We start from the raw sequence: 15,474 nt of genomic DNA, 5'->3' as shown, positions 1-15,474 counted from the left end.
GGGCGGCCGCTTCCCTCAGGGCGGCCGGCCCGGTACGCGGGCTCAAGACTTCGTCACAAGGGTCTCGCAGTCGGCCGCCCGGGCCGCTTCCATGGCCGTCCGCAGGCCGGCCGGCGGCGCGGCGATCCTGCGGACACCGAGGTCGATCCATGCACCCAGGGTGCGCACGACGGCGACTTCTTCCCCGTCCTCCCGCGAAAACGTGTGCTCAAAACGCCATCGTGCGCCGTCCGTGCTCAGGCCGACGATGCGGGAGGCCACGGTCACCACTTCGAGCGGGAAGACCTCTCTCCGATAGCGAACCTCTTCACCGAGCGACACGTCGGCGACCCCGGCCTTCAGCAGGTCCCGGGGGCTCCAGCCCGAATCGGTCAGGAAAGCGAGCCGGGCCGTGGCGGCGTACTCCAGATATCTGGTGTTGCGCAGATGACCGTTCAGGTCCACGTCGTCCCAGCGGACCTCGAAAGACCTCGTCAACTCCTCGAACATGCCCTTCAGCCTCTCCTCGCCACGGTCGCCGACTGCTGGGAAACCTTCTACCTACACGAGCCGCGAGGAGGAGATGGTTCACATCGGAGGGGTGCGGCCGGGATCGCGCGTGAACCTGCACACGTGCTTCCTCCCGATTGCGCTGACCGCCCCGGCACGGCAGAGTGTTCAAATTGCCGGGAACGGCAAGTGCGAGATGTGTGAACCGTCGCGTCACGGCGGCGGGGACGGACCGGAGGGGAAGCGCGTGAGTCGGATTTCGGTCCGGGAAGTCGTGGTGGCCTCGGCCGCGACGTTCACCGCTGCCGGAAGCGCCGTCGCAGTCGCCCCGGCAGGTGTCGCCCAGCCGAACGATGCGCAGGCGACGCTGGCGGACACCACGCTCCTGGCGGACACCACATGAACCCCAGCTACGGCAGCCCCTGCCGGGCCTGGTCGTTCTGGCAGGCCAACCACTGGTACTGAGGCCCGAGGGACGAGTTATGAACGGAACACTGCAGAACGCCGCGCCGGCCCAGGACGCGATCCTGACACGGGCCGCGCAAGCGGGCGATGTGTCGGCACTGGCCCAGCTGCTGGAGCGGCACCGGCCCGGGATGCGTGCGGTGGCGATCAGCCTGCTGGGACCGGGCACGGACGTGGACGACGTCATGCAGGACGCGGCGCTGGTGGCGCTGGGGCGGATCGTGGACGTCCGCGATCCCGAAGCCGTGGGACCGTGGCTGCGCATGATCGTGCGCAACAGCTGCCGGACCCTGCTGCGCGCCTCCCGGCGGGTCGAGCCGCTGGCACAGGTGCCGCTGCCGCCGGACGGCGATACGCCCGAGCAGGTCCTGCAGAGGCACGCACTGCGGGACTGGGTCTGGGAGGCCGTCGAGGCACTGACACCGACCCTGCGTCTGCCGGTGGTCCTGCGCTACTTCTCCACCGGGATCACCTCGTACCAGCAGATAGCCCAGGCCTGCGGGATTCCCGTCGGCACCGTACGCAGCCGGTTGAACCAGGCACGCGCCGCGCTGGCCCAGGCCCTCACCGCCACGGCGGCCACCGCACACGACGACGCGCTGCGCCGGACGCAGGCCAGCTGGCTGGAAGCCCATGAAACGCTCGCGGCCGCCGAGCGCGGAGAGTTCGGCAAGGTGGTCAGGGACCGCTACTCCCGCGAGGTCTCGCTGCTGGCCGCGGGCGAACGGCTCGGCGGCGCCGACCTGTTGCTGGCGGGCATGGACGGCGACCTCTCAGCGGGCGTACGTCAGCGCCCCCTGAACGTGACGGCCGGTCGCTCCCTGGTCGTCTGGGAGATGGAACTCCTCAACCCGCCGGACGATCCGGACCACTGCCCGCCCGGTGTCGCGTGGATCATGACGCTGGACGGCGGTCGCTTCGACAGGGTCTCCCTGTACCACGCGGCGCGGCCGCAGGCCGCATCCTCACCTGCCGCGTCCTGAGCCCACGCCGCTCCCCACCGGTCGCCACCGTGAGCCAGATCACACAACGGCGATCGAACTTGCCGCCCTCCGCGACGTCATGTCGGTGTCACTGACACTTGCGCACCACACGGAGCTTGCGATGAACGACCGTTCCACCACGCGACTCGAGGGCCCGGCGGCCACCACCGGCCCCCTCTCGCCCGGCACTCACTCCTTCCAGTTGGGCGGGCTGGTCCAGCGCTTCCACGTCCACGGCAGCGGCCCGGTGTGCGTGGTGCACTCCGGAGGCCCGGGCATCGACTGGGAGTACATGCGCACACCCGCCCTCGAGGAGCACCTGACCATGGTGTACGTCGAGCCCATCGGCACCGCCGAGGACAGCCGTCTGCCTTCGCACCCGCACGGGTACACGCGGGAGCGCTACAGCAGCTTCCTGGAGGCGCTGATCAACCGGCTCGACGTGCCCAAGGTGTACTTGCTGGGGCATTCGCACGGAGCGTTCGTCGCCGCCTACCACGCCCTGTACCGCCCCGAGCGCCTTGCGGGCGTCGTGCTGTACGAGGGCGCCCCCGTCACCGGGCCCGAGCACGGCGCGGAGGCCGCCCGCATGGTGGAGGCATTCGCCGCGCGGCACGCCGACCACCCGGGGCTGCCCGACGTACTGGCCGCGTTCGGCGCGATGTCCGGCATGTCGACCGACGAGCAGACCACGGCGGTCGCCCGGGGCGTGCTGCCGTCGTACTTCGCCGACTACTGGGGCAACGAGGAACGGCTGTCCCCGTTCCGGGACGCGATCCGGGCCACGTACATCTCCGGGCTGGACTACGACCTCACGCCCGACGTCATCGACGATCGGGCCGAGCTGAAGGGGCTGACCGTACCCGCCCTGGTCGTCGTGGGCTGGCACGACGTGATCTGCGGCATGCGCTGGGGGCTGGAACTCGACGAGCTGATTCCCGACTCGCGGCTGCTGGTGCTCGAGAACAGCGGTCACCTGGGCCACATGGAAGAACCCGAACTCTTCGCGGACGGGGTGCGCGGCTTCGTCTTCGAAACCAGCACCCCGCAGAAGGCGTAGAGCGGTACGGTCTCGTCGGCGCGGGCGTCCGCCGGATTCGGGTGGACGCCCGTGAACCCGCCGAGTACCCGACTCGTCGTGGTGACGGGGGTTTGTCGGCCCGGATCGGACGGAGACGCAGGTCCGCTTCGGGCAGGCGCCTTCCCGACGGGCGTGGCGTCAGAGCGCGGACGTCGCTACGACCACGGGGCCGCACTGCGACCTCGTGGTCTTCACTCCCGGCTTCTTCGGGACGATCGTGCGCGGGTCGACGGCCTCTCCCGGGGCCCCCTCGCGGTACAGGCCGTCGGGCAGGCTGTCACGGTCATGGGGCAGCAGGAAGAACACCCGGCGCTTGTACAGGCCGCTGTCGGGGTCGGGGGAGGCGTCCTCGCTCAGCAGCGCGTATCCCACCATGCGCCCGTCGCGCACATACGGCGGCTTGGTGTTGCGTCGCTTGGTCTTGTCCAGCGCCTGACGGACGTAGTCGAGCCCCTCGAGGTTCTCCAGCCACACCACCTCGGCCTCGTGGATGAGGTCGCTCTCGGTCAACAGCGAACTCATGGCTGCAGCCTCTCCTTCATCGGCGTGCTCCCCCGGCCATGGAACCTGGCCGGGCGTCTGTCCGTGTCGCTCCGGCCCGCCCTGCCGCCGAAGGGCAGCCCGCTCTGCCGGGGGCCGCCGTATACGTATACGGTGCCTGCCCACCATCGTAGAGCGCTCGACGGCCACGGTGTAGGGCGCGTTGTGGGGAGCGCCGACCGGTGTCGGCCATCATGAGTGCTCCAGCAGGGCGATTCCGGGATAATATTTCCGGCCGTTCGACTTGATCATGTCGGTCGGCGAGGCCACGCCCACTTCGTGGCGGACGCGGTTGGCGAAGGCCCGGGGCGTCGCGGGCCGGATCCCCTCCCCGGCGTTGCACCACGCGCTGTACTCCGAGTAGAGCAGCCCCTGTTCCACCCGCAGGTCCTTGCCGGAATCACCGTCATGCGTGCAGCACTCAGCCAGGAAACGGCCGATGTGGTCCTCCGTGGTGGCATAGGCCGTCGTGGCGATACGCACCCTGTCGGGCCCCTCAAGCGGGTCCCTGGTGCGCAGATAGCGCTGCGCGCCCTGGATGAGCCACTGCAGGATCCCGGGGCCCTCGTCGCGGACGAGTTCGAAGGCGAGATTGTCGATCCTGCGGCGCGCCGGGACGGTCTGGGTGAAGGGAAGCAGGCGGATGCGCCGCCAGAACGCGAAGCCGCCCGTGGAGACTTCGGGACGGTGGTTGCCCAGCAACCACAGGTGGTGGGTAGGGATGAACGAGAAGTAGTCCTGCCGCATGCGACGAGCCTTGATCTTGTCACCGCCCGTCAGAAGCCGCACGCGTGCCTCGTCGAACTTGTCGTTCGGCTTCAGCTCGCTGCACACGACCAGGCGGCGACCGTGCAGTTCGGTCAGCTCGGTGGAGTGTTCCGAGAAGGCACCACGGTCCATCAGAAACCCCGGCGGGGCCACGTCCGCGTAGTCACCGAGAATCTGGATCATGATGTCGAGCAGCACGGACTTGCCGTTCTTGCCCTCACCGTGCAGGAAGGGCAGAACCTGGGCTCCCACGTCACCGGTGATGGAGTACCCGAGCAACAGGTGCAGGAAGTCGATCATCTCCCGGCCCTCGTCGTCGTCCCCGAAGGTGTCGGTGAGGAAACGGTGCCAGCGAGGGGTCTCCATCTCCTGAGGGGCGACACTGGTGGCGCGGGAGTGGAAGTCACGCGTGGGGTCCGGCTTGCGCAGGTGCCCGCTGTGCAGGTCGACCACCCCGACGGGGGTGCACAGGGCGTAGGGATCCCCGTCCATCTGGTCGGAGTCCACGGAGATGTCGGGTGAGGCCTTCGCCTGGGTCAGCAGGGCCTTCAGGCCGGTCGTGGACAGCGTACGCCGCTTGTGCTGCGCGAGTTCGCGGTCACTGAACACTCCCCGCGGGTCGGTGACGGGCATGTCCTCGGCCATTTCCCCAGCGGCCCACAACACGGCCTTCTCCCCTCCCGCGCGCTCCCACCGGTAGCCGTCCCAGGAGAACCAGCCAAGGCCCTCCATATGCCGGAACTGATCGCGGTGCCGCTGCACGAAGAGGCGGGCGTTTCCACGGTCCGAGAGGGAAGGAGGCAGCAGCGAGGCCGTTTCGGTGACCCCGGGCCCCCGAAACGGCACAGAAACGTTCAGGTGGCCCTGGGTGGGCAGCCGGACAATGCCAGGGACCATGTGTGCTGCCTGCAGGTCGAGCATCTGCTGAGCAGCGGCTCGCGGATCGAACCGTGGTGAGCCTTCGGCGCTGCTGCTCATGGACGTCCCTTGAGATGGAGCGGGCGGACGGCCCCTACGGCAAGGGCGTGATCGACGATTTTCTCGTTCCGCGCCTGCTGTCGAGGGCGGGCGTAGTGGGCGACACGGAGGAGTCGGTCACGAACGGCGGCGTGGTGCAGATGCCCCGACCCGACCAGTCCGCCGGCCGTGTAGGCAGCTCGGTTGAGCTTCTCGGAGAACCCGGTCCCTTCCGGCGCTGCGGCGCACTGCGCGACCAGGGCGATCAGCGGATCGATGAGCTGCTGCACGGAGCCCGCGCGCGAACGGCCCAGTCCCCGGGGCAAAGGGCCGTCAGTGGATGCGACGGCGGAGGACCGCGGTTCGATCAAATGTCCCGTACGACGCAGTTCACGCTGGAGCCACTCGGGCAGCACCGCCGGATGGCGGGTCGTTCCTTCCGCGCGGTAGACACCCCGCGGCGTTCGTGTGCCCGGAGCGACGATGTAGCCGCCGTCGGCACGTACGTCCACCTGCCAGGCGAGAGCAGTATGCCGGGCGGAGCCAGTCGAACACCTGTAGCGGACGGAGCTGTCGGGATTGCGATACCAGACATGGAGCCCGCCCGAAGGGGTGCGTACTCGCAGCGTGTTTCCGTCCTCTGCCGGGGAGGTTTCACCCCGGTAGGCCGCCAACAGAGCCAACGTGTCGAAACCGGAGGCCAGGCCGTCGAGCCGCACTTGTTCGGGAATGGGGATTCCGGCGAGAAGGTGTGCCCGGTCAGGAAACGGTGCCTGGTGGGCGTCGATGTCAATGACGACAAGCTCCGCGGGACCGCAGGCGACACCCACCCCCGCCGAGGGATTGTCGGCCCACCAGCGCTCGACAAGGACCGGATCCGCAGTGGCGGCGCGAAAACCGTGACAAGGGCGTCCTGCGGGCAGACAGGGGCACGCCGCAGGTTGGTGCCTGCGGCGAGAGCAGGCCGGGCAGTTCCGCACCGGGGTCTTCCGCCCTGGAGCCAGAGGGTGCACCGGCCAGCCCTGGGCTGCACACCACCGCGCGACCGCCTGCGGCGGGCCGGGCACGACTCTGGCAGCGCTGTCGTGTTTCACACCTTCGTGCGGCACGGGAATCGTCCTTGTCACTCTGAATGCCCGATCACTTCACACATCTGACGCGGGAAGACCCCCCGCCAGGGACCGAAGGGACTCTGATGCGAAAGAAGTGTATCGCCCATCCTACGGAGAAAGGAGTCCGTGTCGAAACACGTGTCGTACGTGTCAGTGAAGTGGGTCCCTTGGGCCCCTGCACGGTCGGCCCCTCCCCCTAGGTGTGCTGTTCGGGGACGCTGGTCACCACGCTTTGTCCTGACCGCTGGGGACCGGACCACCGGCCGCAGGGACCAGGCCCGCACCGGCCGTGGCGACACGTATCTGCACACCCTTCTGGCCGGCCACGCACACCTAGGGACTGAAGGACTGAAGAACACAATCCGTTTTCACCGCTGGAGCAGGGAGGCGAGAGATCGGAACTCTGTACTCAAGGTAGGGGCCAGGGACCTGGACGTAGGGACGGGCATGCGGGCAGCCGCTGCCCCACCGGAGAGCATCGTTGCAGGTCAGATGCCTGATCTCAAAAAGAAGCAGGGACTGTAGGGACCGAACTCGGCAGTGATGAGCTGGACTTGAACATGTTGGGTTGTATGCGCGCGGGTGTGCAAGCCTTCATCCTCTACGTCATAACTACGATATTCGGTCTCTACAGTCCCTCCCAGCTCTTGGGCAATTGCTCTGACCTGGGAAAATACCGTGGACCAAGGGGCAGGGACCGAGGGAGCCCGCCGCCCTTTTCAGCCCTGGGGACAGACCCTGTGAGCCCTGTGGGCCCCTGCCCGCCCGTTCCTGCCCGTTTTGCCCGCCCCCGGACAGGGCCACGGACAGCACAGTGTCAGCCCTCAAACCCTGCCGTCGGTCCCTGAAGGGGACCTGCGGGTTCCCGGAGGATGCGCTCACCTCACATAGACACGTTGCTTGTCTGCCAGGGGAGAGCCTTTCGCTGAGCCTTAACATGTGTTACTGACTCCGGCGAGCAAGGTTTGAGGGATCGGAGTTGCGTGACACTCCGGCCCCGGACGGGCGTCAACGGCACGCCAAAATTAAGGCGCATGTGTGTTCGAAGTCTGTTAAGGCAGCCGGGTGGGGTTCCTGCCTGATGGTGTGATGCAGAGGTCAGTAGGCTCCCGCGGTGACTGTTACGGCGGTGGCTGTCGGTTTCTGTCAAGGGTGCGCATGTCGCCGGGGCAAGAGAACATGAATCAGGCTGAGGTGCCGGGTCCTGCCGGCGGCTATAGGAATGCACCCGTCTCGGCTCCGGCCCCGGCACTGCCGCTGCCCAGCTTCTCTCCCGTGCCGGACGCCTCCGGGACGTTGATGGTCGACTTTTCCGCCTTGATGGCCGCGGTCAAGGCTGCCGGAGCTGCGGCTGGGAAGGCTCAGCGAGCCGCGGCGGACAGTCAGGATGCCATGGCTCGGTCCGGACCCACTCCCTGGGGTGACGACCCAGGGCTGGGGCAAGCATTCGGCGACGCTTTCGCCCAGCCCCGCGCCGGCCTTGTGAACACGGTGCAGGAACTCCCGGCGCTGTTCCAACAGTTGGCGGACAACCTGGACGCGTCGCGACGTCTTTTCGCCCGGGCCGAGGACAGCGCGGTGGAAGCAGTCACCGACCTTGCGCGAGTTTTCGCCGACCCGGGCGCCGAATCGTCGTGACCGATGCTCACCATGTGCCGCCGGAGCTGCAGAACCTGCTCATGGTGGTCGTCGGAAACAAATGGCCCACCGGCGATGAAGCAGCGCTGCGTGCCGAGGCAGCGTCATGGCGGCGTGTGGCCACCACGCTCCATGCGTGTACCCAGGACGTCGCCGAGGTACGCAAGCACGTGGACACCGGCCTGGAGGGGGCGACGCGCGAGGCCATCGACCAGTTCCTGACGACTTTGCTCGGGGGGTGGGGAGACGACGACAGTGCCGTACTTCCGACCATCGTCCGCTGCTGTGACGACGCCGCTGATGCGCTGGATGATCTGGCGAACGAGATTGAGACCCTGCGTATCGAGATCACCGGCGCTCTGATCGTGCTCGCGACACAACTCATGGTGGATGCGACGTTATTGTTCTTCTTCGGGGGCCTGCAGGCTGCCGCGGCCGAGATCGCCGCGGCTCGGGTGCTGTGCTTGAGCTTCCTGCGCAAGGCCGTCGCACGCGCACTGACCCGGGTCGCTGAGTCAGTGGTGGCGCAAGAGGGTTTCGCCTTGCTGGCACAGGTCATTGAACTGGCCCAGCACCACCGCCGCTCACTGGACGGTTCGCAGCTGAAAGTGGCCGCGGTCAACGGAGCGGTCGGTGGCGCCGTTGGGTTCGGTGCGGGCCTGCTCGGCGGAGCGCTCGGGCACGGTCCGGCGAAGGGAGTCCGTGCGGCGAGGTTCGGCGCTCTCGGGCCAGGAGCTGCCGACCTGGTATGGCAGGGTGGTTACTCGGCGCTGGCCGGCATGGCGGAAGGAGCAGCCCAGGATGCCGCGTTCGGATTGTCCGGCGACTATGTCGCCGGCGCCGCCAACGGATCGTTCAACGGCGTCTGGGGTTCTCGTCGCACCGCGATGAACCCCAGGAATCTCGGATCGATCTCCCCTGCCGATCATCTGGAAGGCAAACTGGAAGGCATCTTGAACCCACCCGTGCGGGTAACGGGCGGAGGTTCGTCGTCGTCCGGCCGACCGCCCGTGGTGGACGCCCCGACGAACTCCACAGTCCCCCTCCGTAGCGAGGCTACTGGTCTGGAGGGTCCCGAGGTGTGGCAGGACGTGGACGGCTCAGCCCATGAGCAAGTGCCCGCTCCGATGGCATCGTTCGAACCGGGCGACACCCCCTGGGCCGACAGCGAGCCGGGCGATGAAAGCTTGGGGACTGCGCATTCACAGGCTTGGGGAGCGCGGCCCGTTCAGATGCCTCCAGGCTGGCAGGACCCCTGGAGTCCTACCGATACCGGGACGACGCCTCAGGTCGTCGACCAGGACCAGAGCCTCTGACGCCTCACCTGCGATTGGCGTGCTCAAGCTCTTCGTACGGCGCGTGACAGGTGCGCGTTGTAGGTGGACGATGCGGTGTTGCCGTGTCCCGGGGTGAGGCTCCCTTGAAGAGCTTCTTGTCCACCGAAGGCAGGTCGGTGAACGCGGCCTTGGTGTTGGGAGCGTGATCGACACGGTTCGCCAAGGCTTCGAAGGAGTCACTCCGGTGCGCTGGTAGGCGGCTCGACACGTGATAGCCAGGCGGTGAGCAGTGTCTCGAGACGCGCGGCCTCATCGGTGCTGAGTTCGTCGAGTAGGCGGCGTTCGTTGCTCATGTGGTCGGCGAAGGCCCGGTCGATCAGCTCCCTTCCTGCCGGGGTGAGTGCGACCACGCGTCCTCGGCCATCCTCGGCGGAGCGGCGACGTGTGACCAGACCGTTGCGTTCGAGCCGGTCGATGCGTTTGGTCATCGCGCCCGTGGTGACCATAGTGAACGTGGCCAGCTCGCCCGGGGCGCGCTCGAAGGGGTCCCCAGCCCTGCGGAGCGCCGCCAGAACGTCGAACTCTCCCTCGTTCAATCCGTAACGTCGGTAGACCAGGCATAGCTGCTCGGTCAGAAGACCGGCGAGGCGATGGAGCCGGCCGATCACCCTTTGGGGGCTCACATCCACATCAGGGCGCTCACGAGCCCACTCGGCCTGGATACGGGCGACGTGATCCTCGTAGTCGTTCACAAGTTCATTATACCTTCCATGGAAGCTATAATCCTTCCATGGAAGCTACTATGCGATGGACACTGGTGACGGCGATCGCTCCGGTCGCGTGGGGGACGAACTACTTCGTCACCCACGAATACCTGCCCACCGACCACCCGCTCTACGGCGCGGCGATCAGGGCTCTGCCCGCAGGGGTCTTGCTGCTGGCCCTGTGTCGGCAGATTCCCCACGGAGCGTGGTGGTGGAAGTCGCTGGTTCTCGGCACCCTCAACATGGGGTCCTTCTTCGCCCTGGTCTACCTCGCGGCCCAGTTGCTGCCTACGAGCATCGCCTCCACCATCATGGCGGCCTCACCGGTGGCCTTGATGCTGCTCGCCTGGGCCGTGATCGGGGGACGCCCCCGCGGCCTCCCGCTGCTGGGCGGCGGCATCGGTATCGCAGGCGTATGCCTGATGCTGCTCACCGGCACCGTCACCCTGAACGCACTCGGCGTCCTCGCATCGGCCACAGCAATGGTGACGTCCTCCTTCGGCTACGTGCTCGCGAAGCGGTGGAGCGCTGAAGTCGACGTCCTCGCCTCGGTATCCTGGCAACTCATTGCCGGAGGCCTGGTCGTGCTTCCGTTGGCCATCGTCCACGAAGGAGCGCCGCCCGAACTCGACGCGAGTGCGGTCCTCGGATTCGCCTACGTCGCCGTCGTCGCGACCGCGGTCGCCTTCGCCGCATGGTTCGCCGGCCTGCGCCGTCTGCCGGCAGCCACTGTCGGCTTGGTCGGACTGCTGAACCCGGTCACCGGCGTGCTGCTCGGCACCGTCATCGCCAAAGAGACCCTCACCTTGCAGCAGATATGCGGACTGATCCTTGTCCTGCTCGGGATCGTGCTCGGGCAACCCATCGCCGTCACGGTCGCCGCCTGTGTCCGATCCCGTGCAACCGGAGCAGACTCCAGTCGGGACACATCTGTCGGCCGAACCACCTGCCTCGACCGGCCAGAGACCAACCGCGCCACAAAGCAGGACCGTTGACCGAGCGCCATGCTCATTCGGCTCCTCCTGCGCCCGCCGCAGAGTGGCGTTGCCGGCTTGATGCGCCTGGTGCCGGCTGAGAGCCCACGGGCCGGCGCATCGTTCTCAACTCCTCCAGCATCTCCACCGGGCCCGGGATCCCGGTAGTCACGTAGATCCCGGACCACCGCCAACGCCGACGACCCGCGCCTCCTCACCTCGACCAGTAGACGCGAGCAGACCCTGCCTGACCGGGCGTCGGGGCGGTACGGTCTATTCGGCTTTATTCGCGTCTAATGCAACGGGAGCCCGTGTGGAGATCACCGTCAGCGTGAAGGATCCGACCCCTGAGTTCGAGAGCGATCTTCTGGCACTACTCGACAAGCACCGGACCGCTCTCCGCCGCGACCCCGGCTGGAACACCGAGCGCGCCCGCCGCTTCTGCGAGGCACTCACGCAGCCGCGCGCCCGACGCATCCTTCGCGAGGTCGTCGCTCGGGGCGGCGAGGTAGCGGCGGACGATCTGCGAGAGAGAAACGACTCCAGTCTCAGGGGCCATGCAGGCGCCTTGACCCGCGTCCTCAAGCGAGGAGCCACGGAAGGCTGGTGGGACAGCGGGCTGAAGTCCCCGCTCATCGCTCTTGGGCCCGGCTCCGGGAAGGTGCATGGCTACCGCATCCTTGACGAGGAGACACTGGCCGCCTTCCGTGCCGCGCTCAGCCACACGCCCAACGAGCAGTGAGGAAACCGTGGCCACGAAGATCATCCCGCGTGGGAAGTGCTGTGTGCGCGGCCGCCCGTACCAGCTGGAGGCCAACGGCACGGTACGGGTCCATTGGGCCCGCGCCGCCGACGGCACAGCAGCGCCCGTGCCCTGAGGGACGGCGCGGGCACCGGGCAGCCGACCACGCCGACGGTCCCTGCCGAGGCGGCTGAGGGCGCAGAGACAAGCGGCCCCGCTGTGATGACTGAAGCAACAACAGCGCGGCCGCTCTGTTGAGGTCAGCTGACGCTCGTCGCGCGCTTCTCCCTGTCACGCAGAAGCATGTCGCACACCTTGTCGCGTTCTTCCGGCGGCATCTTGAACAGGATGAGGTTTCCTGCCTCCGTGCCGTCGTGGTACGGGAACATCTTCATCGCTGGCTGACGGTCAGAGGACTCGGCAGCAGAAGCCTCTCGGGGCTCGGGGACGTTGTTCTGCGCCGGTGCGGAATCGTCGCGCGACTCGCTCAAAACCGGGTTTTGAACCGGAGCCACGTCGCTCCCCCCGTCGGGCGTGGCGTCCGCCGTCGCCGGCTGGTTCAAAACCGGGTTTTGAACTTGCTTCCTAGCCGGTGCACGCGAAGGTTTGGGCTCGGCAGCGTGCCGCTTCAGGTCAGCGGCCCGGGTGCGTTGCTCCTCGTGGTTCTCAGTCTGGCCGGCCAGTTGCCTGGCTTCCTTGATCTTCAGCGTGCCGGCCTCTACCTCGTCCTGCAGGTCGGGCGCGAGTTTCAGGAGGGCCAGGCGCTGCGATACGTATACCTGGGACTTCCCGATGCGCTCGGCCACCTTCTCCTGAGAGCCGTATCGCTTCAGCATGCCCTGCAAGTAGTTGGCTTCCCTGATCGGAGCGATGGCTTTCCGATGGATGTTCTCGATGATCACGGCTTCATCGATGCGGCCGTCCTCATCACCAAGCTGGTTCTGAACGCGGATGTCGATCCGGGTCCATCCGAGTTGGCGGGCCGCGGCCAGCCGTCGGTTACCGGTCACGACGACCCAGTCCGCTTCCCCGATGAGTTTGCGGACCTTCGCAGAGAGGCTGGCGATGATCTCGTGCTTGGCCTTTTCGAAGACCGGGCGGGAGACGACGGCGAGCGGCTGGAGCTGTCCGATCTCCTTCATGGAGGCCTTCAGCTCGCGAAACTCGGGATCGTCGTCGGTGTAGTCCTCTTCGGGCCTCGGGTTGGCCGGGTTACCGACGATGGTGTGCATGAGCACAGTTGCCGGTGACTCCTTCGAGTCCGCGGGGCTTTGCGTGCTGGTGTTGCTGCTGCCGAGGAGGTCGTTCCAGTCCTTCTTCTTCGTTCCCGACATCAGCGCTGGCCCTTCTTGCCACCGGCGCCGATCTCGAGTGACAGCTTGTAGAAGTCCTCACGGGCTTCCATCGCTACCCGGTTCTTCTTGTACTGGGTGACGACGAGGCCTTCGAGCGCTGCTCGTGTGTGGACTTTGTAGTGTCGGATCACGGTGTTGGCGAGGTTCCAGCCCTGACTGCGGACATAGTTCTTCGTCTGTTCGAGGTCAGCTTCACCGTCACGGGGGTCCCAGTTGTTGATGACGACCCAGTACTGCTTGCCGAGCGGCTTGACGACTTCCTCGATCGTGTCCCTGGTAGGCATGAAGCCCAGCGGTTCGGGTTCGATGGGAACGATGACGTCGTCCGCCACCTCCAGTACGGCACGCATGGCGTCGGCTGCGGCGCTGTTGCCGAAGGGGTCGCCTGCATGCTGCTTCTCGTCCTCGGGGAGATCTATCCAGCCGGGAGTGTCAATGAAGGCGTGCTTGACCTTGCGAGATGTTTTGAGTTCGGGGAAGAACTCCAGGTCGGCGCGTGACTTCGTCTGGATGAAGGAGAAGGGGAGTTCGTTGCCCACGCGTTCAGACCACCAAGTGGTTGAGCCTTGAGGGTCAGCAGAGACGGCAGCGACGTAGTCGGGCTCGTCTTGTGGGGATTGGCCCAGAACGTGGGCGGTTATGGCAGCCGTGTTGACGGTGAGGGTTGATTTCCCGACCCCGCCCTTGCGGTTGATGAGCGCGGTGATCCGTGCCATGAGTGGTACTCCAGGACTCCGTGTGCTTCCCGGCCCCAGACGGGGTCGGTACTAGCGGACCGTCACAGCATGTCACATGTCCCGTCTCGACAGAGGCTTTCGGTTGCGCCCTGCCGAGCAGGTGTCGATAGCCGAGCCGAGGCTGCTCGCGGGCCGAGCCGGCCATTCTTCCCTTTGGGCCTGCATGCGCTCGCTTCGTGTATCGGGCTCTGGCTCCGGCCCGGTCCGGTCCGGTGGGAGGGGGCACGGACGGGGTTGGCGTCCGTGAGCGGGGCCAGGGCTGCAACGTCAAAACCGGGTTTTAGCTGTCCGTTGAGAAGTACCTGGAGAGAGGCGTGCCGTGAAGAAGGCGCGCACTTGCGTGTATGACCGGGGAAGCGGGTATCCGGGTCTGTTGCGCGGCTTGACGACCGTGCAACAGAGCCGCAAGCGGCCACGTCCAGCGAAGTGGTGCAGAAATCCAGACCGCCGTACTCCGGTGACCGGCTCTACGGTGAACGCCATCAGAAGTCCTCGGCCACGTCTGCGCCGCTCGCAGCGGCGGAATCGGCACCTTGCCGAAGCGCCGATCCCAGCGCGGGCATTGACCAGCCGAGTCGCCCACTCCCTGTCGCTACACCACTTCGTCTTCGGCGGACGTGATCCCGACAGATCCTGGAGCAGCCTTCCACTCCGATGTTCCTGATCCGTCTTGCACAGATGACTGCGGGTGCTCTCCCCACAAGGTCGGGCTGCTGAGTGCCGACGACATGCGTGGCTTCAGGCTGCTGCCCCGCTGCGTCTGCGGCCATGAAGCTGCATTGCCGGTGCGGCACTCGCTGTGTTCCAGAGACAGACAGACGCCCTGTCTTCTGCGCTTCGACTCGTCGTGCGCTGAGGACATTAACAGCTCAGTTGAACCGTGTGTGCGATTCGTGCCGCCGAGAGATAGTCGTAACGACTCTCCAGTCGAATCAAGAAAGTAGTGTTGCACTGATCGCCATGCCATCTGGCACGCGCTATCACGTAACGAATGAGCGCTGCATGAGTGCTGAGATCGTGCACCCGAGATCAGCTTGATGAGAAGTCATCATCTCGAGATGAGTTAACCCTTCATTGTGTGTCATTTTTAATCTGCCGTCACAGAGATACTGCCTGCCACAGTGTCAGTGACCATCCTCGTTACGTAAGTCGACACCAACGCACCCTTCTCACTGCTGACCCTGTCCGGCATCAGTCTATCCATCAGTTCAGCCACCTCTGTAGGCTTCTTTGTAGGGATGCTTGTAGGTATCCAGGTAGGCAGGTAGGTATGTCTGTAGGGATGTTCTCATCTCTGTAGGTATTGACCTTTGTAGCTGTCTACTGACCGTCGTCGCCCTGGTTGTGCGCCTCGAATGCACCTACTCGCTGCTGGTGCGCTCACCCGCCTGCCTTGCGTGAGATGCGAGCATGCAAGCGCTCCACTTGACTCACACACCCTCACCTACGTCACCTCGCACATCCGATGACGTTGAATGCCGCCTGCTTCTATGCGCAGCGCACCGCTTCCAGGACGGCTCGTGCTCGACTTCATTGGAGTCGAGCCACCTTCGCCACCACTGGCGCGAGCCTTCGCCACCTCGTCTCCACCC

General features: G+C 66.3%; 15 protein-coding genes. 8 read left to right on the top strand and 7 right to left on the bottom strand.

The genetic code is table 11. The annotated features are described in order from the left end of the window. Positions 1 to 42: 42 nt before the first annotated feature. Positions 43 to 489 carry an acyl-CoA thioesterase gene (locus A6P39_RS42310; protein WP_331454226.1) on the bottom strand — a complete coding sequence of 149 codons (447 nt, stop codon included), beginning with the start codon at positions 487 to 489 and terminating at the stop codon, positions 43 to 45. 109 nt (positions 490 to 598) lie between these two features. Between A6P39_RS42310 and A6P39_RS45730 the strand changes: the two genes are divergently transcribed. The 3 genes from A6P39_RS45730 to A6P39_RS42295 all read left to right on the top strand — a co-directional run bounded on the left by A6P39_RS45730 (position 599) and on the right by A6P39_RS42295 (position 2,997). Then, a complete protein-coding gene (locus A6P39_RS45730) occupies positions 599 to 892 on the top strand; it encodes a hypothetical protein (RefSeq protein WP_375991891.1) in 294 nt (97 codons plus the stop codon). Positions 893 to 971: 79 nt separating this feature from the next. After that, positions 972 to 1,937 carry an RNA polymerase sigma factor gene (locus A6P39_RS42300; RefSeq protein ID WP_275884258.1) on the top strand — a complete coding sequence of 322 codons (966 nt, stop codon included), beginning with the start codon at positions 972 to 974 and terminating at the stop codon, positions 1,935 to 1,937. Positions 1,938 to 2,058: 121 nt separating this feature from the next. Continuing rightward, complete coding sequence (locus A6P39_RS42295; protein ID WP_275884257.1) at positions 2,059 to 2,997, top strand: alpha/beta fold hydrolase; 939 nt, start codon at positions 2,059 to 2,061, stop codon at positions 2,995 to 2,997. A 159-nt stretch (positions 2,998 to 3,156) separates the two neighbouring features. Here A6P39_RS42295 and A6P39_RS42290 read toward each other — a convergent pair whose 3' ends face one another. The 3 genes from A6P39_RS42290 to A6P39_RS42280 form a co-directional block, all read right to left on the bottom strand. After that, positions 3,157 to 3,540: a DUF6009 family protein gene (locus A6P39_RS42290; protein WP_275884256.1), complete on the bottom strand. Its 384-nt coding sequence runs from the start codon at positions 3,538 to 3,540 to the stop codon at positions 3,157 to 3,159. A 210-nt stretch (positions 3,541 to 3,750) separates the two neighbouring features. Further along, entirely contained in the window at positions 3,751 to 5,304 is a 1,554-nt protein-coding gene (locus A6P39_RS42285; RefSeq protein WP_275884255.1) for a DNA primase family protein, read from the bottom strand. Beyond that, entirely contained in the window at positions 5,301 to 6,350 is a 1,050-nt protein-coding gene (locus A6P39_RS42280) for a bifunctional DNA primase/polymerase (RefSeq protein WP_275884396.1), read from the bottom strand. Before A6P39_RS42280 ends, A6P39_RS42285 begins: the two co-directional genes overlap by 4 nt. Before the next feature lie 1,320 nt (positions 6,351 to 7,670). Between A6P39_RS42280 and A6P39_RS42275 the strand changes: the two genes are divergently transcribed. Together A6P39_RS42275 and A6P39_RS42270 are read left to right on the top strand one after the other, a co-directional pair. Next, positions 7,671 to 8,033, top strand: a complete 363-nt coding sequence (locus tag A6P39_RS42275; protein ID WP_275884254.1) for a hypothetical protein — start codon at positions 7,671 to 7,673, stop codon at positions 8,031 to 8,033. Beyond that, positions 8,030 to 9,349: a WXG100-like domain-containing protein gene (locus A6P39_RS42270; RefSeq protein WP_275884253.1), complete on the top strand. Its 1,320-nt coding sequence runs from the start codon at positions 8,030 to 8,032 to the stop codon at positions 9,347 to 9,349. Before A6P39_RS42275 ends, A6P39_RS42270 begins: the two co-directional genes overlap by 4 nt. Positions 9,350 to 9,546: 197 nt before the next feature. On the opposite strand, the gene A6P39_RS42265 is transcribed toward A6P39_RS42270, so the two are convergent. After that, positions 9,547 to 10,062 (bottom strand): MarR family winged helix-turn-helix transcriptional regulator, encoded by a 516-nt coding sequence (locus A6P39_RS42265; RefSeq protein WP_275884252.1) that lies wholly within the window; start codon positions 10,060 to 10,062, stop codon positions 9,547 to 9,549. A gap of 50 nt (positions 10,063 to 10,112) precedes the next feature. Here A6P39_RS42265 and A6P39_RS42260 point away from each other — a divergent pair, with 50 nt between their 5' ends. From A6P39_RS42260 to A6P39_RS42250, 3 genes are all read left to right on the top strand, one after another. Further along, positions 10,113 to 11,069, top strand: a complete 957-nt coding sequence (locus A6P39_RS42260; RefSeq protein WP_275884251.1) for a DMT family transporter — start codon at positions 10,113 to 10,115, stop codon at positions 11,067 to 11,069. 292 nt (positions 11,070 to 11,361) lie between these two features. Next, positions 11,362 to 11,790, top strand: coding sequence for a hypothetical protein (locus A6P39_RS42255; protein WP_275884250.1), 429 nt, complete (start codon positions 11,362 to 11,364; stop codon positions 11,788 to 11,790). Between the two features lie 7 nt (positions 11,791 to 11,797). Beyond that, positions 11,798 to 11,926: a hypothetical protein gene (locus tag A6P39_RS42250; protein WP_275884249.1), complete on the top strand. Its 129-nt coding sequence runs from the start codon at positions 11,798 to 11,800 to the stop codon at positions 11,924 to 11,926. A 124-nt stretch (positions 11,927 to 12,050) separates the two neighbouring features. Here the strand turns inward: A6P39_RS42250 and A6P39_RS42245 are convergent, their stop codons facing one another. Then, positions 12,051 to 13,124 (bottom strand): ParB/RepB/Spo0J family partition protein, encoded by a 1,074-nt coding sequence (locus A6P39_RS42245; RefSeq protein ID WP_275884248.1) that lies wholly within the window; start codon positions 13,122 to 13,124, stop codon positions 12,051 to 12,053. Further along, the gene (locus tag A6P39_RS42240) at positions 13,124 to 13,861 is read right to left on the bottom strand and encodes a ParA family protein (protein ID WP_275884247.1); all 738 of its coding nucleotides are present in this window, start codon (positions 13,859 to 13,861) and stop codon (positions 13,124 to 13,126) included. Before A6P39_RS42240 ends, A6P39_RS42245 begins: the two co-directional genes overlap by 1 nt. Between the last annotated feature and the right edge of the window lie 1,613 nt (positions 13,862 to 15,474).

Source organism: Streptomyces sp. FXJ1.172 (assembly GCF_001636945.3).
GTDB lineage: Bacteria > Actinomycetota > Actinomycetes > Streptomycetales > Streptomycetaceae > Streptomyces.
Note: the sequence above shows the minus strand (reverse complement) of the source record. Positions and strands in the feature narration are given on the sequence as shown.

Coding starts and splice junctions, on each gene's coding strand:
- A6P39_RS42310 (WP_331454226.1), bottom strand. CDS start 489: ATGTTCGAGGAGTTGACGAGGTCTTTCGAGGTCCGCTGGGACGACGTG.
- A6P39_RS42300 (WP_275884258.1), top strand. CDS start 972: ATGAACGGAACACTGCAGAACGCCGCGCCGGCCCAGGACGCGATCCTG.
- A6P39_RS42295 (WP_275884257.1), top strand. CDS start 2,059: ATGAACGACCGTTCCACCACGCGACTCGAGGGCCCGGCGGCCACCACC.
- A6P39_RS42290 (WP_275884256.1), bottom strand. CDS start 3,540: ATGAGTTCGCTGTTGACCGAGAGCGACCTCATCCACGAGGCCGAGGTG.
- A6P39_RS42285 (WP_275884255.1), bottom strand. CDS start 5,304: ATGAGCAGCAGCGCCGAAGGCTCACCACGGTTCGATCCGCGAGCCGCT.
- A6P39_RS42260 (WP_275884251.1), top strand. CDS start 10,113: ATGCGATGGACACTGGTGACGGCGATCGCTCCGGTCGCGTGGGGGACG.
- A6P39_RS42245 (WP_275884248.1), bottom strand. CDS start 13,124: ATGTCGGGAACGAAGAAGAAGGACTGGAACGACCTCCTCGGCAGCAGC.
- A6P39_RS42240 (WP_275884247.1), bottom strand. CDS start 13,861: ATGGCACGGATCACCGCGCTCATCAACCGCAAGGGCGGGGTCGGGAAA.